Origin of the sequence: Streptomyces luteolifulvus, assembly GCF_008806595.1 — a bacterium.
GTDB lineage: Bacteria > Actinomycetota > Actinomycetes > Streptomycetales > Streptomycetaceae > Streptomyces > Streptomyces luteolifulvus.
Map to the genome: position 1 here is coordinate 101,379 of NZ_VZRB01000008.1, position 19,256 is coordinate 120,634.

The following is a 19,256-nucleotide window of genomic DNA, read 5'->3' on the forward strand; positions in this document are numbered from 1 at the left end:
GGAACGGCAGCGGGCATGACGGTGACAGACAACGGCTCTTCGATCACGGACGCGGTGGTCCACGGGCCCGGCATCGACCCGGAGCGGCTCGCCGTCTGCCTCAGCGTGCTCGAGGAACTCGACAAGCTGGACATCGACCACCCCGACGCGATCGCCGTGCGCCGCGCCACCGCCGGCGTTTACCGCACCGTCAAGCAGCGCCGCCGCCAGGAGCGCCGGGCCGCCAAGACCGCACACGACAAGGCGGTCACGGAGGCCACCGCGACCGGCTCCGCCCAGCGCATCGACGACGAGACGGAAGGCATCCTGCCGTCCTCGGTCACCGCGGAGGGACAGATCGCGGGGATACTCCAGCGCCCGCGCTCCTGCTACACCTGCAAGAGCCGCTATGTGGAAGTCGACTACTTCTACCACCAGCTCTGTCCCGACTGCGCCCAGGTGAACCGCTCCCGGCGCGACGCCCGCGCCGACCTCACCGGCAAGCGCGCCCTGCTCACCGGCGGCCGCGCCAAGATCGGCATGTACATCGCCCTCAGGCTGCTCCGGGACGGCGCCCACACCACGATCACCACCCGCTTCCCGAAGGACGCCATCCGCCGCTTCAAGGCCATGGACGACTCTGCGGACTGGATGCACCGGCTGGAGGTCGTCGGCATCGACCTGCGCGACCCGGCGCAGGCCGTGGCCCTCGCCGACCAGGTCGCCGAGGCGGGACCGCTCGACATCCTCATCAACAACGCGACGCAGACCGTGCGCCGTCTGCCCGCCGCCTACGCCGCCCTGGTCGACGGCGAGAGCGCTCCGCTGCCCGCCGGTGAACTGCCCGCCCACCACGTCATCGGCGCCTTCAACTCCGGTGCGGTCGACGGCCTCGCCGCGCTGCCCCTCGGCACCAGCGGCCTGGACGCGCAGAAGGTCGCCGACCTCGCCCTGGTCGCGGGCAACGCGAGCGTCGCCCGGCACCTCGACGGCACCGCCATCGACGCGGGCGGCCTGGTCCCCGACGTCGTCGACAGCAACACCTGGGTGCAGACCATCGACCAGATCTCCCCGGTGGAGCTCCTCGAGACCCAGCTGTGCAACTACACGTCGCCGTTCATCCTGATCAGCATGCTCCGCCCGGCCATGGCCGACGCCGCCAGGAAGGCCACGAGCGGGCGCGCGTACGTGGTCAACGTCTCGGCGATGGAGGGCGTGTTCGGCCGCGGCTACAAGGGCGCGGGCCACCCGAACACCAACGCCGCCAAGGCCGCGATGAACATGGTCACGCGGACCAGCGCCCAGGAGATGTTCCAGACCGACGGCATCCTCATGACCTCCGTCGACACGGGCTGGATCACCGACGAGCGCCCGCACTTCGACAAGATCCGCCTCGCCGAGGCCGGCTTCCACGCTCCGCTCGATCTGGTCGACGGCGCGGCCCGCGTCTACGACCCGATCGTGCGCGGCGAAGAGGGCGAGGACCTGTACGGCGTCTTCCTCAAGGACTACGCGCCCGGCAAGTGGTGACCCGCCGCCCGGGGACGCCTACCCTGGGTATTGCCGGGAACCGCAGTCAGCGGGTATCCCGGGCCGGGAGTTGCCATGTCCAGTCCATACAGCATCGATCCGCGTGCCTTCGACGATCCGCGCAACCACTACCCGACGGACGAGCAGTTCTATCTGAGCGACCGCCCGGCCCATCCTGTGCTTCCGGAGGACCGGCCCCGTGGCGGCGGGCCCGCCGCTCCGCTGAAGCACCGCGGGTTCTGGGGCACGGTCGGCTTCGTGGCCGCCATCGTCCTGGTGATCCTCATGGGGATCGCGTTGTTCCCGTGATGCCCGACGGTCAGCGACCCGCGTGCGGTGGCGCGTACCCCCGCCGCCGGGGGGGGGGGCCGCCGCCGCCCCCCCCCCCCCCCCGACCCGGTCTCCCCGTCCACCACCAGATCGGCCCCGGTCACCCACTCCGCCGCGTCCGAGGCCGGGCCACACCACCGCCCGCGCCACGTCCTCGGGCTCCCCGATCCGCCCGAGCGGCAGTCCCGAGGCCACCTCCCGCTCTCCGGGCTCCCACACGAAGTTTGGCCCCACATGTCCGGCGCCCTCCGTGCAGATGTCGACCACCGCGCCGCCGTGTTCACCCAGCCACGCCCGCCACGCGGACTGCCCCAGCCGCAGCGGAGCCTCGACATTGACGGCGAACGCCTCGCGCCAGGCGCCCGGATCAGCCTCCATGAGCGGCCCGTACGGCCGATTCGTCGCGGCCTTGTCGACCACCACTCGATCCGGCCGAACTCGCGCAGCGCCGGCTCCGTGACCCGTGCCGGATGGGTCCGGGTCGGCGACGCTGCCGGCCGACGCCGCCCAACTCCTCCGTGGTCCGCCGCACGTCGTCGGCGTTCCGCGCGGTCACGCACACCAGCGCCCCGGCCGCGGCCGTGCCGGCGGGCGACGGCGAGGCCGATACCCCGCGTGCCGCCGGTCACCACGGCGGCCCTGCCCTGAAGTCCGTACGGCGGCATCATCGCCGTACCGTCTCATGACGGTCCGTCAGTCGACGGCCCGCAGGCGCGAGTTGCGTGCCGCCACCAGTTCCAGGACGGTGCGCCAGTCCTCCAGGACCCCGGCGTCGAACCCGGCGGTCCGGCTCTCCTCCTCGGCCTGGCGCAGCCGCAGCAGGTCGTCGTCGGCAGGGCTGCCGGCCCGGGTGTGCCCGCTGACGAGACGGAAGACCCGCTCGCCGAGCAGGGATCGCACCGCGTGGGCCGCGCTGTCGGTGTGAGCGCCGGGCCGCAGCAGTGGGCCGATGGCCCGCACCAGGCCCGCCACTTGGAGTTCCTTGTCGGCGGGGCGGCTGCGGCGCAGCAGCGCCGCGGTCCGCAGGGCGTGCTGGTGCGGATCTCCCGGGCCCCTTCCGTGCGGCGGCGCGGTCGGCGCACCCCGGCAGGCGTACAGCAGATCCATCAGCTCTTCGACACTGCGCAGCTCCATGCGCCAGTCCCTCCCGCCGGACGGGGCTTTGCCGTCCGCCAGCAGATCATGGCCGGCTTGCGATACGGCCAACGGGACTTGAACTGCGCGGCCCGCTCCCGGCCGGGCTCGGCGGCGTGTGCGCCCGAGTAGGCCGGACGGGTGACCCAAAACTACGCATTCAGCTGCAAACAGGCACAGACTCAGTTCGACCGAGTACGGAGTGACTTGCGAAAGTTACACCAAGTTTTCAGCCCCATCGAGCGGACCCCCGCTCATTTGGTTAGTCTGTATCGGACGGACAGCAGTACGGGGTCCTACCCACACCCACGGTCCGTCATGGGACAAGCCGGCTCACAACGGCCTGCTCTCGTACGAGGTACCGGCGCCACCGCGTCCGAGTCGTTGACACAGACCCGAGCGGGCGCAGGGTGCCGGATCGCAGACCGGCCGACGTGCCCCGAGGGTGACCCGACACATAAGGAGTGCGCGGTGACACCGGAGAAGACGAATCGCGATCAGCGCCCCAAGGAACGTCCTGAGCGCGCGGGCCGCCGGCCCGGAGAGCTCGGCAGCCTGGACGTGTGGGCCCGGTCCGCCCCCATCCGCCTGGCGGGCTACGAGGAGGACCTCGAGGAGCCCCACATCCTGCCCAGCGTGGACTGACGCCGGCAGGACCGTCGCGATCGCCGACCGCATGGGCGTGCCAGACTCACGCCCATGCTGATCAGAGAAGCCGCGGCCGGGGACTGGCCGCGCATCTGGCCCTTCTGGCACCGGATCGTCGCCGCGGGCGAGACCTACGCCTGGGACCGGGACACCTCCGAGGAGGCGGCCCGGTCCCTCTGGATGAGCCCGGAGAAACGGGTGTTCGTCGTCGAGGACGAGACCGGCGCCGTCGTCGCCTCCGCGTATGTCACCCCCAACTACGGCGGCCCCGCGGCCCGTATCGCCAACGCGGGCTTCATGGTCGACCCCGACCAGGCCGGCCGCGGCATCGGCCGCGCCCTCGCCGAACACATCCTGGCCGCCGCCGAGGCCGACGGCTACCGCGGCATGGTCTTCAACGCCGTGGTCGAAACCAACCCGGCCGTGGGCCTGTGGACCTCCCTGGGCTTCACGATCCTGGGGACGGTACCGGCCGCGTTCGACCACCCACGGCACGGGCCGGTGGGCCTGCACATCATGTACAGGGCCCTCGTGTAGGGCTTGGTCAGATTCGTATGATCAAGCCCTACCGCTCGGCGCCGGCCTCTTCCAGCGGCGCGATGCGCCGCCATGGATGGGCCTTCTCCAACTGTTCCGCCAGCGCCAGCAGTTCCGCCTCCGAGCCCGGGCGGCCCACCAGTTGTACGGCGCAGGGGGCGCCGGACGGCAGGGTGCCGAAGGGGACCGACATCGCGGGCCAGCCGGTGAGGTTCCACGGCGGGGTCAGGGGCGAGTAGGTCGTGTTGGCCATGAGGTTGCGCAGCCAGCCCCGCTCGTGCCAGTCCCCGGCCTTGGGGGAGCGGCGGGCCAGTGCCGGCATCAGCAGGACGTCGTACTCGTCGAAGAACGGCTCCAGGCGGCGGCGCAGTTGCTCCCGGCCCTTGCCGGTGCGTACGGCGGCCACGAAGCGGCGGCCCACGGCCGCATGGACGCGGGTGCGCCGCACCAGCAGCCGCGGGTCGAGGGTCTGTGCGTCGACGGAGGTTCCCGCGGTCCAGTGGGCGAGTGAGGTGAGACTCAGCGACGGCGGGTAGGGCGGGTCGGCGCGCCGTACCTGGTGGCCCGCCTTCGTCAGGAGCGCGGCCGCGTCACGGACGGCCGTCGTGTACGGCTTGGTGACGACGACACCGGTGAGCGGGCTGCGCAGGGACACGGCGACCCTGCGGGTGGCGGCTTGCCCGGGTCGTACGAACTCCGTGTCCGCGAGGACCGAGAGCATCAGGCGCGCGTCCTCGACCGTCGTCGCGAGGGGGCCGTTCTCGGACATGCCGAACCAGTCGCCGTCGCTGATGCCGGCCGGGACCACTCCCGTGCCCGGCTTGATGGTGACCAGACCGCAGTTGGCCGCGGGAATACGGAGGGAGCCCATGCCGTCGTTGCCGAGGGCGATCGGCACCAGGCCGGCGGCGACCGCGGCCGCGCTGCCGCCCGAGGAGCCGCCCGCCGTGCGCGAGGTGTCCCACGGGTTGCGGGCCGTGCCGTGGACGCCGTCCGTGGTGCCGAAGACACACAGCTCCGGCACATTGGTCAGGCCCACGACCACCGCGCCCGCCGCCCGCAGCCGGGCCACCGTGACATGGTCCTCGGCGGCGGGCGTGTCCGGGGTCGCCGCGGAGCCGATGCGGGTGGACTCGCCGCGTACGGCGAGGTTGTCCTTGACGGCCACCGGCACACCGGCGAGCGGCAGTTCGGACAGGTCGCCCCGCGCGCCCACCTCGTCGGCCTCGGCGAGCGCGGTTTCGGCCCGGACGGTACGGAAGGCACCGACGCGGCCGTCGAGCCGCTCGATCCGGTCGAGGTGCTCGGCCACCACCTCGCGCGGTGTGGCCCGTTTCTCGCGTACAGCGGCGGCGATCTCGGCGGCGGTGCGGCCGACCCATGTGGTCACGGCGGCTCCTCGGGTGTGCGGTCTCACGGGCGTACCGGCGAGTACGTCGGGAGAACTGTGCCCGGAGCAGGGGCTCCGCGTCGAGAGTGCGCGCCCCGGGACATTCGGGGTTCGGCCGGGACTCAGCGCAGGTGCCGGTCGAAGAACGCCATCGTGACGTCCATCGAGCGCCGCCACTGCGGACCGAAGGTGTGCCCCTCGCCGGGGTAGGTCACCAGCCGGACGTCCTTGCCCGCTGCCTTGAATGCGGCCGTGGTCTGCTTCGACCAGGTGAGGGGGCAGGTGTCGTCCGCGGTGCCGTGGTGGATCAGCAGCGGCTCGGTCACCCGGTCGACATGGGTGAGGGGCGAGACCTCCCGCCAGAAGGCCGGGTTCTCCTCGGGTGTGCCGTGCTCGGCCTCTATCTCGGCGACGACCGGGTCCCCGTTGCGGCGCTGGAAGTGATCGATGTTCTCGGCCGGCCGCGAGCTGACCGGTGCGTAGACCACAGCCGCGTCGACCAGACCGGGCGCCACGACCAGTGTGTTGTACACGACGCCACCGCCCATCGACCGGCCGAGCAGTCCGATCCGGTCGCCGTCGATCTCCGGGCGGCCGGAGGAGCGCAGCGCCATGACCGCGCCGATGACGTCCTCGGTGTAGCCGAGCCGGAGGTTGACGTCGTTGTCCGGATCGTCGTCCGAGCGCGCGTGGTTGCGGTAGTCGGTGTGCAGGACCACGTAGCCCTTGCGGGCCAGGAGGTCCTGTTCCCGTGGCATGCCGCGGCCGGTGGTGTACACGGCCGGATCGATGTAGCCGTGCGCCAGCACCAGCGCCGGGAACGGCCCCTTGCCCGTGGGGATGTTCATGAGGCCCGAGATCGTCAGCCCGTTCGCCCGGTACGTCACCGCGTAGCTGGTGTACGCGGCGGTGCGGGCCAGCACGGTGCGAACGCGCAGGTCCGAACCCTGATGCCGGCGCTGTATCAGGCCGGGGATCGACACGGGGTCGGCCGGGGACCGGGTCGGCGTGGGCGCGGCGGTGGTGCGGGGCGGTGTGGTGGTGGCTCTGGTGGCGGTCGGTGTGGCATCGGGCGCAGCTTCGTCGGTGCCCCCGGTGCAGCCGATCGCGACGACCAGGGACAGTCCGGCGGCGGCACAGGCCGCTCCCCGTGGCCGCATACCGACCATTATCGCTCGCTTGTGGCCACCCCCGGTGTCTCGCTCGGCGCCGTCCCCCGTCCCTCGCTTCTCGCCACCCCCGTACTGGCCCGCCCGATCAACCGCGGCACGGGAACCCGTACCGTCCGCGCCGGGCCTGCGTCCAGCAGCGCGGTCAGTTCGGCCGCCGCCGTGCGGCCGAACTCCACACTGTCCCGGGACAGCGCGGACAGCCATGGTGTGACCATGCGGCACAGGGCCGAGTCCTCCCAGGCCACCACCGACACGTCCGCCGGTACCGAGAAGCCGAGTTCGCCCGCCGCGGCGACTCCGGCGACGGCCATCACGTCGTTGTCGTAGATCAGGGCCGTCGGGGGAGCGGGTTGCTCAAGGACCCGGCGGGTCACGGCCGCGCCCGCCGTGTCCGAGTAGTCCGTGGTCACCGACTGCACCTCGGTCAGGCCCAGCCGCCCGGCCTCGGTGCGCAGGGTCCGGATCCTGCGCTCGGTGTGCGCGAGCCCCGGCAGTCCCGCGATGTGCACGATCCGCCGGTGGCCGAGCGCGTACAGCTCGTCCACGACCGAGGCCATCGCCCCCGCATCGTCCGCCCACACCGTCGACAGCCCCGGGTGGCGTTCGTCCGGCGTGCCGCCGATCACCACGGCGGGCAGCCCGAGTTCGTCGAGCAGGCCGGGCCGCGGGTCGTCGGTGCGCGGGTCGACCACCAGCACACCGTCCACCCGGTGCTCGGCCCACCACCGCCGGTACACCGCGCACTCGTCGTCGATGTCCTCCACCACCTGGAACAGCAGCCCGAGATGACGCTCCGCCAGTACCTCCTGGATGCCCGACACGAGCTGGAGGAAGAAGGAGTCCACGCCCAGTGTGTCCGCGGGACGGGCGAGGACGAGGCCGACCGTCGCCGCGCCCTCCCCGGACAGTGCCCGCGCCGCCGTACTGGGCCGCCAGCCCAGCTGCTCGGCGATCCGCCGCACCCGGTCCCGGGTGACCTCGGAGACCCCGGGACGGCCGTTGAGCGCGAAGGAGACTGCGCTCTCGGAGACCCCGGCGCGCCGCGCGATGTCTTTCATCGTCGGCCGGCGCGCCGGTGACCGTTTCGCAGGCATGGTGCTTCCCGCTTTCTCGCCGATGGCAGCTAATGCGCTTGAGTGCAAGTACCCTAGAGCGCATTAGTGAAAACTGGCAAGTTTTCGCCCATGCTGCTCTGACCTGCACTGATGAGGAGTGAATTTCTTTAGCTGCGGTCAATGTATTGACTTCCCCGGAAGGCCGCGGGCATGGTCCATGGCGTCCCCGCCGCCGACGCCGCCAAGGGAGCCGTGTCACCGTGCCCATATCCCGCAGAGCAACCGCCGCAGCCGCCGTAGCCGCCCTCGTCCTGCCGCTCGGTGCCTGCGGCTCGTCCGACGACGGCGGTGGCTCCACGGACGCCTCCGGCAAGGTCGAGGGCGACGTCACCTTCCAGACCTGGAACCTGAGGGCCAACTTCAAGCCGTACTTCGAGGGGGTGATCGCCGAGTTCGAGAAGCAGTACCCGGGGACCCGGGTGAAATGGATCGACCAGCCCGCCGAGGGCTACGCCGACAAGATCAGCGCCGACGCGGCCGGCGGCACGCTGCCCGACGTCGTCAACGTCTCCCCGGACCTCGTCGCCCCGCTCGCCCAGGCCGGACTCGCCCTGGACCTCGACAAGGCCGCTGTGAAGTACCGGAAGGAGTACCTGGAGGGCGCCTGGGCCGGCCATCGCATTCCGGGCATGACCGGGACGTACGCCTTCCCCTGGTACCTCAACACCGGCCCGCTGTTCTACAACAAGTCGCTGTTCGAGGAGGCCGGACTCGACCCCGACCAGCCGCCGAGGACGTACGACGAACTCTTCGCGGACGCCCTCCGGATGGCGAAGGAGAGCGACGGCGAGGTCGCCACCCTCGCCAATGTGCCCACCATCGAGGACTTCGGCCGCTACGGCGTCCCCTTGATGAACAAGGAGGGCACCGCCTTCACCTTCAACGACCCCAAGGGGGTCGAACTCCTCACCAAGTACAAGGAGTTGTACGACGCCAAGGCGCTCGACCCGCAGGCGCTCACCGCCACCCCGGAGTCCTCCGGAAAGAAGTTCCTCACCGAGGCCGTCGCCATGAACCCCGGCAGCGCCCTCGACCTCGGCAACTTCAAGAAGCAGGCGCCGAACCTGTACAGGGACATCGGGATCACGGACCAGATCACCAGTACCGGGCACGTCAACATGTATGTGATGGGGGTGATGGTCAACGCGCGGACGAAGCGGACCCCCGCCGCGGTCGCGTTCGCCCACTACGTCACCGACGCCGAGCGCCAGATGTCGTTCGCGAAGCAGGTCGCGATCTTCCCGAGCACGGCGGGCTCGCTCGACGACCCGTACTTCACCGAGCAGGACGGGACCGACGAGACGCGGGTGCGGGTGGCCGCCGCCAAGTCGCTGAAGAACGCGGTCAATTACACGCCCGTCCTGTTCAGCGAGCAGATGAAGACCGAACTGCGCAACGAGGTCGCCAAGGCACTGCAGGGCAAGGAGAGCCCCCAGGAAGCTCTTGACAACGCTGTCAGGGCCTGTGACCGGCTCCTGGCGCAGCAGGGCTGAGCGCCATGGCGAGTTCCACCGCCGTCTCCCGGGTGCGGCGCCAACTGCCCGCCAGCCCCTGGCTGCTCGCCGCGCCCGGGCTGCTGGTCACGGGTGCGTTCATCCTCTACCCGTTCGTCTCCACCCTGGTCAACGCCTTCACCGACCGGCGCACCCTGATCCCGGGCCGCTTCGTGGGCCTCGCCAACTTCCGCGAGCTGCTGCACGACGACATGTTCTGGACCGGACTGCGCAACAGCACGCTGTACGTCCTCGGAGTCGTCCCCGCGCTCGTCGTCCTGCCCCTGCTGCTCGCGCTGCTGGTGCAGAAGAACATCCCCGGCATCACCTTCTTCCGGTCCGCCTTCTACACCCCGGTCGTCGCCTCGATCGTCGTGGTCGGGCTGATCTGGGTGTGGCTGCTCGACGAACGCGGCCTGATCAACTCCCTGCTGGAGACGATCGGCGTGGGCCGGGTCGGCTTCCTCAGCGACCAGTGGCTGCTGCTGATCAGCGCCATGGCCGTCACGGTGTGGAAGGGCCTCGGCTACTACATGATCATTTACCTGGCCGCGCTGGGCAATGTGCCGCGCGAGCTGCACGAGGCCGCGGCGGTGGACGGCGCGGGCGCGGTGCGCCGCTTCCGCACCGTCACCGTGCCCGCCGTCCGCTCCACCATGGTCCTGGTCGGGGCGCTCTCCTCGGTCGCCGCGTTCAAGGTGTTCTCCGAGGTGTACCTGATGGCCGGCCCGAGCGGCGGCCCGGCGGGTGAGGACACCACCCTCGTGATGCTCGTCCAGCGTACCGGCACCGGCCTGACCGGCCGCGTCGGCTACGCCTCCGCCCTCTCCGTCGTCGTCTTCGTCGTCACCGTCGTCCTGATGCTGCTTGTGCTGCGCGCCGACCGGAGGGAGCGGACATGAGCGTCATCGACAAGGTACGGCCCGCCCCGGCACCGGCCGTCGCCAGGGAACCCCGCGTCACCGACGAGCACGGCCGCCCCATCCGGGTCGGCGAACTCGCCCTGCGCTATGTGCTGTTGCTGGCCGTGCTCGCCCTGACCGTCGGCCCGTTCCTGTGGCAGCTGTCCACCTCGCTCAAGGGCCCGACGGAGGACATCTTCAGCTCCCCGCCGAAGTTCCTGCCCGGCCGGCCGACCCTGCACAACTACGAGCGGGTCGCCGACACCATTCCGGTCTGGGACTACGCCCTCAACTCGCTGAAGGTCGCCACCGCCAACGTCGTGACGAACTGCGTCGGTTCGGCCCTCGCCGGGTACGCTCTGGCCCGGCTGCGCTACCGGGGCCGCGGGGTCGCCACGCTCGTGTTCGTCCTGGCGATGCTCGTGCCGGTCGAGGGCATCATCATCGCCCAGTTCACGACCATGCGGGAGCTCGGCCTCAACAACACCCTGATCGGCGTCGTCCTGCCCGGATGCATCGGCGCCATGAACGTCCTGCTGATGCGCAACGCCTTCCTCAACCTGCCCTACGAGATCGAGGAGGCGGCCTACGTCGACGGCGCCGACGTCTGGCAGCGGTTCCTGCGGATCGCGCTGCCGTCGGTGAAGGGCACCCTCGCCGTCGTCGCGATCTTCGCCTTCATGGGCGCCTGGGACGACTTCCTGTGGCCGCTCATCGTGCTGAGCGACCCCTCCAAGTTCACCCTCACCATCGGCCTCAACTACCTGCACGGCACCTTCGCGGGCGACGAACGGCTCGTCGCCGCGGGCACCGTCATCGCCGTGACCCCGCTCATCGCCCTGTTCGCCTGTCTCCAGCGGTATTTCTTCCGCGGGGCGGGCGAGGGGGCCGTGAAGGGCTGACGGACACGTCTCCTGAGCTCAAGGACAACCGCATGCCTGCTGCCGTGCGCTTCGGCGTCAACTACACCCCGAGCGAAGGGTGGTTCCACCACTGGCTCGACTTCGACCTGGACTCCGTACGGGCCGACCTCGACTCCGTCGCCGCGCTGGGCCTGGACCACATCCGGGTCTTCCCGCTGTGGCCGTACTTCCAGCCCAACCGCACGCTGATCCGCCCGCGGGCCGTGGAGCAGCTGGTGCGGCTCGTCGACGCGGCCGCCGAACGCGGGCTCGACGTCAGCGTGGACGGCCTCCAGGGGCATCTGAGCAGCTTCGACTTCCTGCCGGCCTGGACCCGGACCTGGCACCGGCGCAACCTGTTCACCGACCCGGAGGTGCTCGACGGACAGGCCGCCTATCTGCGCACACTCGCCGCGGCCCTCGCCGGCCGGCCCGGCTTCCTCGGCATGACCCTCGGCAACGAGGTCAACCAGTTCGCGGCCGGTCCGCATCCGGACCCCGACCGGGCGACGTCCGAGGAGATCGACGCCTGGCTCACCCGCATGCTGGCCGCCTGCGAGGAGGGCGCGCCCGGCAGACTGCATCTGCACGCCGAGTACGACGCGACCTGGTACCAGGACGACCAGCCCTTCACCCCGGCGCAGGCCGCCCGGCAGGGTGCCGTCACCGCCGTGCACTCCTGGGTCTTCAACGGCACCGCCCAGCGGCACGGTCGCACCTCCGTGCCGGCCGGACACCATGCCGCGTACCTGATCGAGCTGAGCAAGGCCTGGGCCGACGAGCCCCACCGTCCCGTCTGGCTCCAGGAGGTCGGCGCACCCCAGCCCCTCGTCCCCGCGGAGCACGCCGCCGCCTTCGCCGCGGCGACCCTGGCGCATGTCCTGGACTGCACCGACGTGTGGGGCATCACCTGGTGGTGCTCCCACGACGTGTCCCGCGACCTCGCCGACTTCCCCGAACTCGAATACGGGCTCGGTCTGTTGACCAACGACCGGCGGCCCAAGGACATCGCGTACGAGCTGGCGCGCGCGGCCCGCGAGCACACCCGCGCACCCGCCGTCCGTACCACCGCCCTCGTCGTCCCCGCCGACCCCTCGGCCCGCTCCGCCTGCGGCCCCGGTGGGCGGGTCTTCGACGCCTGGTTCCGGCTGGTCGCCGACGGCGCCCGCCCGGCCACCGTCCTCGATGTGCACGCGGACGACAAGGAACACCTCGCCGCGCGCGGCATCACCGATGTCGTCACTCCCGACCAGGTACTTCCCCTCCCACAAGGACCACAAGGACCACAAGGACCACAAGGACCACAGGGACCACAGGGACAAGATGGACCACAAGGAGGCACCCGCTCGTGACCCCCACCAGACGCACCGTCCTGCTCGCCGGCGCCGGTGTCGGCGCCGCGGCCGCCCTGCCGCCCTCCGTGCCGGCGAATGCCGCTTCGAAGGCTGCGGCCGCTCCCGAGGAGGCCGCTCCCGAAGCGGCGGCTTCCAAGGCGACGGCACGTTCCGAGGCGGCGGACGCGCTCCAGCCGTACGCCTCCTACTGGTACCCGGACTCGCTGCCCTCGGGCACCCCGGGGACCGGCATCACCTGGCGCAGCCTGAAGACCTGGCGCGCCGCCGACGACGCGGACCTCCCCTTCAACGCGGCCACCGTGCCGCTCGCCGCCCGCTTCACCCCGACCCCGCCGAACACGTCGGCGCGGGCCGGCCAGGCCCGTATCCAGTCGCTGGTCTCCTTCGGGCCCACGTCCGGCAACCCGTCCCAGGGCTCCGCCACCGCCGACTGCTACGCGCTGACCCACTGGGCGTACATCGACGAGCTGGTGTTCTGGGGCGGCTCGGCCGGCGAGGGCCTGATCCTCGCCCCCAACGCCCCGATCGTGGACGCCGCCCACCGCCACGGTGTGCCCGTCCTCGGGAACGTCTTCCTGCCGCCCGTCGCCTACGGGGGTCAGTTGCAGTGGACGCGTGAGCTGGTGCAGAAGGACTCCTCCGGCCACTACCCGCTGGCCGGGCAACTCGTGGCGGTCGCCGCCGCGTACGGCTTCGACGGGTGGTTCGTCAACGCGGAGACCGGCGGCGGCAACACCGCGCTCGGCACGGCCATGCTCGGCTTCCTGCGCGAGCTGGGGTCGCTGGCGGCCGTCGCGGGGCAGCGGGTGACCTGGTACGACGCGATGACCGTGAACGGGACGGTCAGCTGGCAGGGCGCGCTGAACACACAGAACCAGGCGTTCTTCGAGGCCGCCGACGACATGTTCGTCGACTTCCGGTGGACGGCGGGCACGCTGGCGTCCTCGGGGCGGAGGGCGGAGCAACTGGGGCGCAGCCGCCATGAGTTGTGGGCGGGTGTGGACGTGGAGGCGAACGGCTGGAACGCGTCCGTGAACTGGGACGCCATCGTGCCGGCGAACAAGGCGCACGTGGTCTCGTTCGGCTTCTACCGGCCCGAGTGGACCCGCAACCATCTGCCGGCGAACCGGACCCCGGGGGAGTTCCACGCCGCCGACGACCGGTTCTGGACCGGGCGTTCCCTCGATCCCTCGCGGCCGGACGGGACGGACGGCTGGCGGGCGCCCGCCGTGTCCGTCGCCGACCGCTCGACGGTCAGCTCGGTGCCGTTCGCGAGCGTCTTCAACACCGGGCACGGGCTGCGGTGGCACGAGAACGGCGAGATCACGTCGGACGCACCCTGGAACCACCTCGGGCTGCAGGACCGGCTGCCCTCGCGGCGGTGGGTGGTGCGCGCGGAGGGGCGGCGGCCGACCGTTTCCTTCGACTTCGCGGACGCGTGGTGCGGCGGCAGCAGTGTGCTGGTGGACGGTGAACTGGACGAGCCGACGACGGTGGAGTTGTACGCGACACGGCTGCCGATCGGTGTTGACACGGTTGTCGAGCTGACGCATCGGACGGACGCTGGGAGTGTGAACGTCGAGCTGGCGATGGCCACCGCCAAGCCGAGCAGGGCCGGTGCGACACCGCCGTACACGTTTCTGCCGGTGAACTCGGTCCACAGCCGGGCTGTGAACGCGGTCAACGGCTGGCAGACCGTGACCGTCCCGCTCACAGGCATGTCCGGCACCCTGCACACGATCGCCGTCCGGCTCACGGCCACCGAAGGCCCCGTGCGGTGGCGGCTCGGCGCCATCGCCGTACGCACCGCGCCTCCCGCGCCGCCCGCCGCCCCCACAGCCCCGCGCATCACCGGCGCGACCGGCGGCGACCTGCGGTTCGCCTGGAACCCCGCCCCCGGCGACGTACGCCACCACACCCTGCACCGCCTTCTCCCCGACGGCACCCGGCGCTTCCTCGGCGGAACCTGCCAGCACGCGTACTTCGTGGCCGGCCTCCGGCCCGAACAGGGCGAGCAGACGACACGGTTCGAACTGCGTGCCGTGGGGGAGCTCTACACCGCGTCGGACCCCGTGACCGTGACCCACACCTGGTAACCACCCGCGACCCAGCTGGAGCACCCCGCATGCATGACGACCGCAGCCTGGTCGAAGCCCGCCTCAGGCGCGTCCTCGACGAGCGCATCCGTCCCGCCGTGTACCCCGAGTCCGTGCCGCTGGAGGTGGCGGTGTGGCATGCGCCCGGCGAGCCGGTGCCGGTCGCCGAGGGACTGGCGGCCGAACCCGAGCCGATCGAGGCGGGCGCCCGGTGGGGTGCTCCCTGGGGCACGAGCTGGTTCCGCGTCACCGGAAACGTCCCTCGGGCGTGGGCCGGCAGGACGGTCGAGGCCCTCCTCGACCTCGGCTTCGACGAGAACATGCCCGGCTTCCAGTGCGAGGGACTGGTCTACCGGCCCGACGGCACCCCGGTGAAGGGCCTCAACCCGCGCAACCAGTGGGTGCGCGTCGGCGCGCCCGTCGAGGGCGGCGAGGAGGTGCGGCTGCACATCGAGGCCGCCTCCAACCCCGTCATCCTCGGCTACCACCCCTTCCGGCCCACGCAGCTGGGCGACAAGGAGACCGCGGGCAGCGAACCGCAGTACACGCTCACCCGTATGGACCTCGCGGTCTTCGACGAGACCGTGTGGCAGCTGGTTGCCGACCTGGAGGTGCTCGGTGAGCTGATGGCCGAGCTGCCGCTGGAGTCGGCGCGGCGCTGGGAGATCCTGCGGGCCGTGGAGAAGGCGCTGGACGCCGTCGACCTCCAGGATGTGAACGGCACGGCCGCACGGGCCCGTTCCCTCCTGGAGCCGGCGCTGTCCGCACCCGCCGTGCCCTCCGCCCATCGCATCAGCGCCGTCGGTCACGCGCACATCGACTCTGCGTGGCTGTGGCCGCTGCGTGAGACCGTGCGCAAGGTGGCCCGTACGGTCTCGAACATGACCGCTCTCCTGGAGGACGAGCCGGACTTCGTCTTCGCCATGTCGCAGGCCCAGCAGTGGGCCTGGGTGAAGGAGCACCGGCCCGAGGTGTGGGCGCGGGTGAAGAAGGCGGTGGCCGAGGGGCGGTTCGTGCCGGCGGGCGGCATGTGGGTCGAGTCGGACACCAACATGCCGGGCTCGGAGGCGATGGCCCGTCAGTTCGTGCACGGCAAGCGGTTCTTCCTCGACGAGTTCGGCATCGAGAACGAGGAGGCCTGGCTGCCCGACACCTTCGGCTTCGCCGCAGGGCTCCCGCAGATCATCACAGCGGCCGGCTCCAAGTGGCTGCTCACACAGAAGATCTCCTGGTCGCAAACCAACAAGTTCCCGCACCACACCTTCCAGTGGGAGGGCATCGACGGCAGCCGCGTCTTCACGCACTTCCCGCCCGTCGACACATACAACTGCTCGATGAGCGGCAGCGAAATCGCCCACGCGGCACGCAACTTCAGGGACAAGGGGGCCGCCCGCCGCTCCCTCGCCCCCGCCGGCTGGGGTGACGGAGGCGGCGGCACGACCCGCGAGATGATCGCCAAGGCGGCCCGGCTTCGCGACCTCGAAGGCTCGGCCGCCGTCGTCTGGGAGACGCCGAAGAAGTTCTTCGAGCAGGCCGAGGCCGAATACCCCGCCCCGCCCGTCTGGGTCGGCGAGCTCTACCTCGAACTCCATCGCGCCACCCTCACCAGCCAGGCGAGGACCAAGCAGGGCAACCGTCGCAGCGAACACCTCCTGCGCGAGGCCGAACTATGGTCGGCGACCGCGGCCGTACGCACCGGATTCCCTTATCCGTACGAGGAGTTGGACCGTATCTGGAAGACGGTCCTGCTGCACCAGTTCCACGACATCCTGCCGGGCTCGTCGATCGCCTGGGTGCACCGCGAGGCGAGGCTGACCTACGAGCGGATCGCCGGCGAGCTGACCGCGATCATCGAGGCCGCCCAGCGCGCCCTGGCCGGCGAGGGCACGACCCCTCTCGTCTTCAACGCGGCCCCGCACACCCGCGACGGCGTCCCGGCGGGCGGAGCGCGCACCCCGGTCACGGAGGGCCGGACCAGCCTCACCGCACGCCCGGCCGGCGGCCACATCCTCGACAACGGCCTGCTACGGATCGAGATCGACGCGAGGGGCCTTGTCGTGTCGGCGTACGACATCGAGGCCGACCGCGAGACGGTCGCACCGGGCCGCGCCGCGAACCTCCTCCAACTCCACCCGGACTTCCCGAACATGTGGGACGCCTGGGACGTGGACGAGTTCTACCGCAACACGGTCACAGACCTGACGGACACGGACGAGACCACCACGGGCGAGGACGGCGCGTCGGTGCGCATCGTCCGCTCCTTCGGCGCCTCCCGGGTCACCCAGGTGCTGTCGCTCGCCCCGGGGGAGCGGCGGCTGGTCCTGGACACCGAGGTCGACTGGCACGAGACCGAGAAGTTCCTGAAGCTCGCCTTCCCCCTCGACGTGCACGCCGAACGGTACGCGTCCGAGACCCAGTTCGGGCATTTCCACCGCCCCACACACACCAACACGTCCTGGGAGGCCGCCAAGTTCGAGGCCTGCAACCACCGCTTCCTCCACGTCTCGGAACCGGGCTGGGGCGTGGCGCTCGTCAACGACTCGACGTACGGCCACGATGTGACCCGCACGGTCCGCACCGAGGACGACCGCGGTACGACCACCACCGTCCGCGTTTCCCTGCTGCGCGCCCCGCGCTTCCCCGACCCGGAGACCGACCAGGGCATCCACCGCTTCCGCCACGCCCTGGTACCGGGCGCGGACATCGCCGACGCGGTGCGCGAGGGCTGGCGCATCAATCTGCCACAGCGGCCGCTCACCGGGGCCGGGGAGGTGGCGCCGCTGGTGACCGTCGACCAAGAGGCCGTGGTGGTCACTGCGGTCAAGCTGGCGGACGACGGGAGCGGCGATGTGGTGGTCCGCCTCCACGAGGCCCACGGCGGACGCGCACGCGCCACGCTCACCGCGGGGTTCGAGGTCACCGGCGTCAGGGTGACGGACCTCCTGGAACGCCCGCTCGAAGACGCCGCCGCACCGGACCTGCGTGACGGAGCGATCGAACTGCGACTGCGCCCCTTCGAACTGGTGACGCTGCGGCTGCGGCGGGGGTAGCGGAGGAGGAGCGTCCGGGGCGAGGCCGAACGAACGCAGGCGGCGCTCACGACCTCTGAACCATTCCCTCCAGCCGCGTCGGCGGCAGATACTCCCGCACGTACGTCCGCTCCCAGCAGGCGCCCGTCTCCCGCAGCTCGCGCCAGGTCGTGTAGCGGTAGCGGAAGAGGCGGGCCCGGACGTAGCGCGGCGGCGCGTCGGGCGGGAACGGTGAGCGGCGCAGCAGCTTCAGCGTGTCCCGGTCGTTCTCCAGGAGCCGCTCCACCAGGGCGCCGAACCATGATCCGGCGTAGGCGGGCGACAGCGCCGCGAACCACATCAGCCAGTCGAGCCGCAGATGGTACGGCGCGAACTGGCGCGGCCAGTGCCGGGGATCCCCCGGCTTGCCCTTGAACTCGTACTCCCGCCAGTGGGAGTCCTCGCGCGGCACCGTGTCGTCGGTGCCCTCGACCACCACCTCGTACCGGATCCGGCTGATGCTGCCGAACGCCCCGTAGGTGTTGACCAGATGGAGCGGGTCGAAGGAACGGTTCATGACCTGTCGACGGGAGATCATGTTGCGGACCGGGTGCCGGCTGAGAGCGACGAGCAGCGTGGCGACCGCGAGGACCACGATCTCGTACCACAGCGGGGCGTCCGGCACGGACGGTGCGGAGTACGGGAACCCCACCACCGACAGCGCCAGCACGATGGTGATCCAGTTCAGCCACGCGAAGTTGCCCGACAGCACCAGCCACAGCTGGGTGACGATCATCAGGGAGGCTGCCGCCGTGGCCACCGGCTGCGGGGTGAACAGCAGGACGGGCACCACGAGCTGGGTGAAGTGGTTCGCGGCCACCTCGGCCCGGTGCAGCGGGCGCGGCAGACGGTGGAAGAACCAGCTCAGCGGGCCCGGCATCGGCTGGGTCTCATGGTGGTAGTCCAGGCAGGTCAGTTTGCGCCAGCAGGCGTCGCCGCGCAGCTTGATCAGACCCGCGCCGAACTCCACCCGGAACAGGATCCAGCGCAGCAGGAACAGCACCACGACCGGCGGGGCCACCTCGTCGTTGCCGAGGAGAACGGCGAGGAAGCCCACCTCCAGAAGCAGCGACTCCCAGCCGAACGCGTACCAGGTCTGGCCCACGTTGACGATCGACAGGTACAGCGCCCAGGGCACCAGCCACAGCAGCATGCCGCCCCACAGGGGCAGCAGGGAGTCGACTCCCGCCAGCAGCGCCGCCGACACCGCACAGCCCGCCCAGGCGCAGGCCGCGAAGAACCGGTCCGAGTAGTGGAGTTGGAACAGGCTCGGGGAGTGCCGGAACGGCACCCGCGCGGTGTACCGGGGGACCGGCAGCATCCCGCGCTCTCCGATCAGCGCGCGGAACTGGAGCGCCGCCGTCAGGAACGCCACCAGGTACAGACCGGCCAGAGCCCGCTGGAAGACCAGCCGGCTCAGCCAGTAGTCGGGTGCGGTGAACCAGTCCACGGTCGTGCGCTCCTTCCTTCATTGTCGCGCCGGGACCCCGTGTCACTCTGCGTATACCTTCCCTCGGCTTGCGCAACCCCCCAGGGGAACACGGCCAGGTCCCCGGTCGATGAACGTGCCGTCCGCTCGAAGGACGTGCCGCCCACTCGAAGAAT

Annotated in this window: 15 protein-coding genes; 10 read left to right on the top strand and 5 right to left on the bottom strand. The window is 71.1% G+C overall.

The genetic code is table 11. From position 1 onward, the window contains the following. Positions 1–15: 15 nt before the first annotated feature. Together F7R91_RS14075 and F7R91_RS14080 are read left to right on the top strand one after the other, a co-directional pair. Positions 16–1,509: an SDR family NAD(P)-dependent oxidoreductase gene (locus F7R91_RS14075; RefSeq protein WP_150948254.1), complete on the top strand. Its 1,494-nt coding sequence runs from the start codon at positions 16–18 to the stop codon at positions 1,507–1,509. A 75-nt stretch (positions 1,510–1,584) separates the two neighbouring features. Next, positions 1,585–1,818 (top strand): hypothetical protein, encoded by a 234-nt coding sequence (locus F7R91_RS14080; RefSeq protein WP_150948257.1) that lies wholly within the window; start codon positions 1,585–1,587, stop codon positions 1,816–1,818. 714 nt (positions 1,819–2,532) lie between these two features. Here the strand turns inward: F7R91_RS14080 and F7R91_RS14090 are convergent. Beyond that, on the bottom strand, positions 2,533–2,973 hold the full coding sequence (locus F7R91_RS14090) for a hypothetical protein (RefSeq protein ID WP_150948260.1): 441 nt from the start codon (positions 2,971–2,973) through the stop codon (positions 2,533–2,535). Between the two features lie 471 nt (positions 2,974–3,444). On the opposite strand from F7R91_RS14090, the gene F7R91_RS14095 reads away from it, so the two are divergent. Further along, positions 3,445–3,618, top strand: coding sequence for a hypothetical protein (locus F7R91_RS14095; protein WP_150948262.1), 174 nt, complete (start codon positions 3,445–3,447; stop codon positions 3,616–3,618). Positions 3,619–3,672: 54 nt separating this feature from the next. Continuing rightward, entirely contained in the window at positions 3,673–4,158 is a 486-nt protein-coding gene (locus F7R91_RS14100) for a GNAT family N-acetyltransferase (protein ID WP_150948263.1), read from the top strand. A gap of 28 nt (positions 4,159–4,186) precedes the next feature. Here F7R91_RS14100 and F7R91_RS14105 read toward each other — a convergent pair whose 3' ends face one another. The 3 genes from F7R91_RS14105 to F7R91_RS14115 form a co-directional block, all read right to left on the bottom strand. Continuing rightward, entirely contained in the window at positions 4,187–5,548 is a 1,362-nt protein-coding gene (locus tag F7R91_RS14105) for an amidase (protein ID WP_150948265.1), read from the bottom strand. 122 nt (positions 5,549–5,670) lie between these two features. Next, positions 5,671–6,708, bottom strand: coding sequence for an alpha/beta hydrolase family protein (locus F7R91_RS14110; RefSeq protein ID WP_150948268.1), 1,038 nt, complete (start codon positions 6,706–6,708; stop codon positions 5,671–5,673). Positions 6,709–6,716: 8 nt separating this feature from the next. Beyond that, complete coding sequence (locus F7R91_RS14115) at positions 6,717–7,814, bottom strand: LacI family DNA-binding transcriptional regulator (RefSeq protein WP_150948270.1); 1,098 nt, start codon at positions 7,812–7,814, stop codon at positions 6,717–6,719. Between the two features lie 221 nt (positions 7,815–8,035). On the opposite strand from F7R91_RS14115, the gene F7R91_RS14120 reads away from it, so the two are divergent. The 6 genes from F7R91_RS14120 to F7R91_RS14145 are packed head-to-tail and all read left to right on the top strand — an operon-like array spanning position 8,036 to position 17,633. Continuing rightward, positions 8,036–9,328, top strand: coding sequence for an ABC transporter substrate-binding protein (locus F7R91_RS14120; protein WP_150948272.1), 1,293 nt, complete (start codon positions 8,036–8,038; stop codon positions 9,326–9,328). A 5-nt stretch (positions 9,329–9,333) separates the two neighbouring features. Continuing rightward, complete coding sequence (locus tag F7R91_RS14125) at positions 9,334–10,230, top strand: carbohydrate ABC transporter permease (protein WP_150948274.1); 897 nt, start codon at positions 9,334–9,336, stop codon at positions 10,228–10,230. After that, positions 10,227–11,132 (top strand): carbohydrate ABC transporter permease, encoded by a 906-nt coding sequence (locus tag F7R91_RS14130; protein WP_150948277.1) that lies wholly within the window; start codon positions 10,227–10,229, stop codon positions 11,130–11,132. The genes F7R91_RS14125 and F7R91_RS14130 overlap by 4 nt, the downstream gene beginning before the upstream one ends. Before the next feature lie 32 nt (positions 11,133–11,164). Next, positions 11,165–12,484 (top strand): glycoside hydrolase 5 family protein, encoded by a 1,320-nt coding sequence (locus F7R91_RS14135; protein WP_225320644.1) that lies wholly within the window; start codon positions 11,165–11,167, stop codon positions 12,482–12,484. Further along, on the top strand, positions 12,481–14,583 hold the full coding sequence (locus F7R91_RS14140; RefSeq protein ID WP_150948279.1) for an endo-beta-N-acetylglucosaminidase: 2,103 nt from the start codon (positions 12,481–12,483) through the stop codon (positions 14,581–14,583). Before F7R91_RS14135 ends, F7R91_RS14140 begins: the two co-directional genes overlap by 4 nt. Before the next feature lie 29 nt (positions 14,584–14,612). Then, the gene (locus F7R91_RS14145; RefSeq protein WP_150948280.1) at positions 14,613–17,633 is read left to right on the top strand and encodes an alpha-mannosidase; all 3,021 of its coding nucleotides are present in this window, start codon (positions 14,613–14,615) and stop codon (positions 17,631–17,633) included. Positions 17,634–17,679: 46 nt separating this feature from the next. On the opposite strand, the gene F7R91_RS14150 is transcribed toward F7R91_RS14145, so the two are convergent. Then, a complete protein-coding gene (locus F7R91_RS14150) occupies positions 17,680–19,101 on the bottom strand; it encodes a lipase maturation factor family protein (protein ID WP_150948282.1) in 1,422 nt (473 codons plus the stop codon). Positions 19,102–19,256 lie beyond the last annotated feature (155 nt).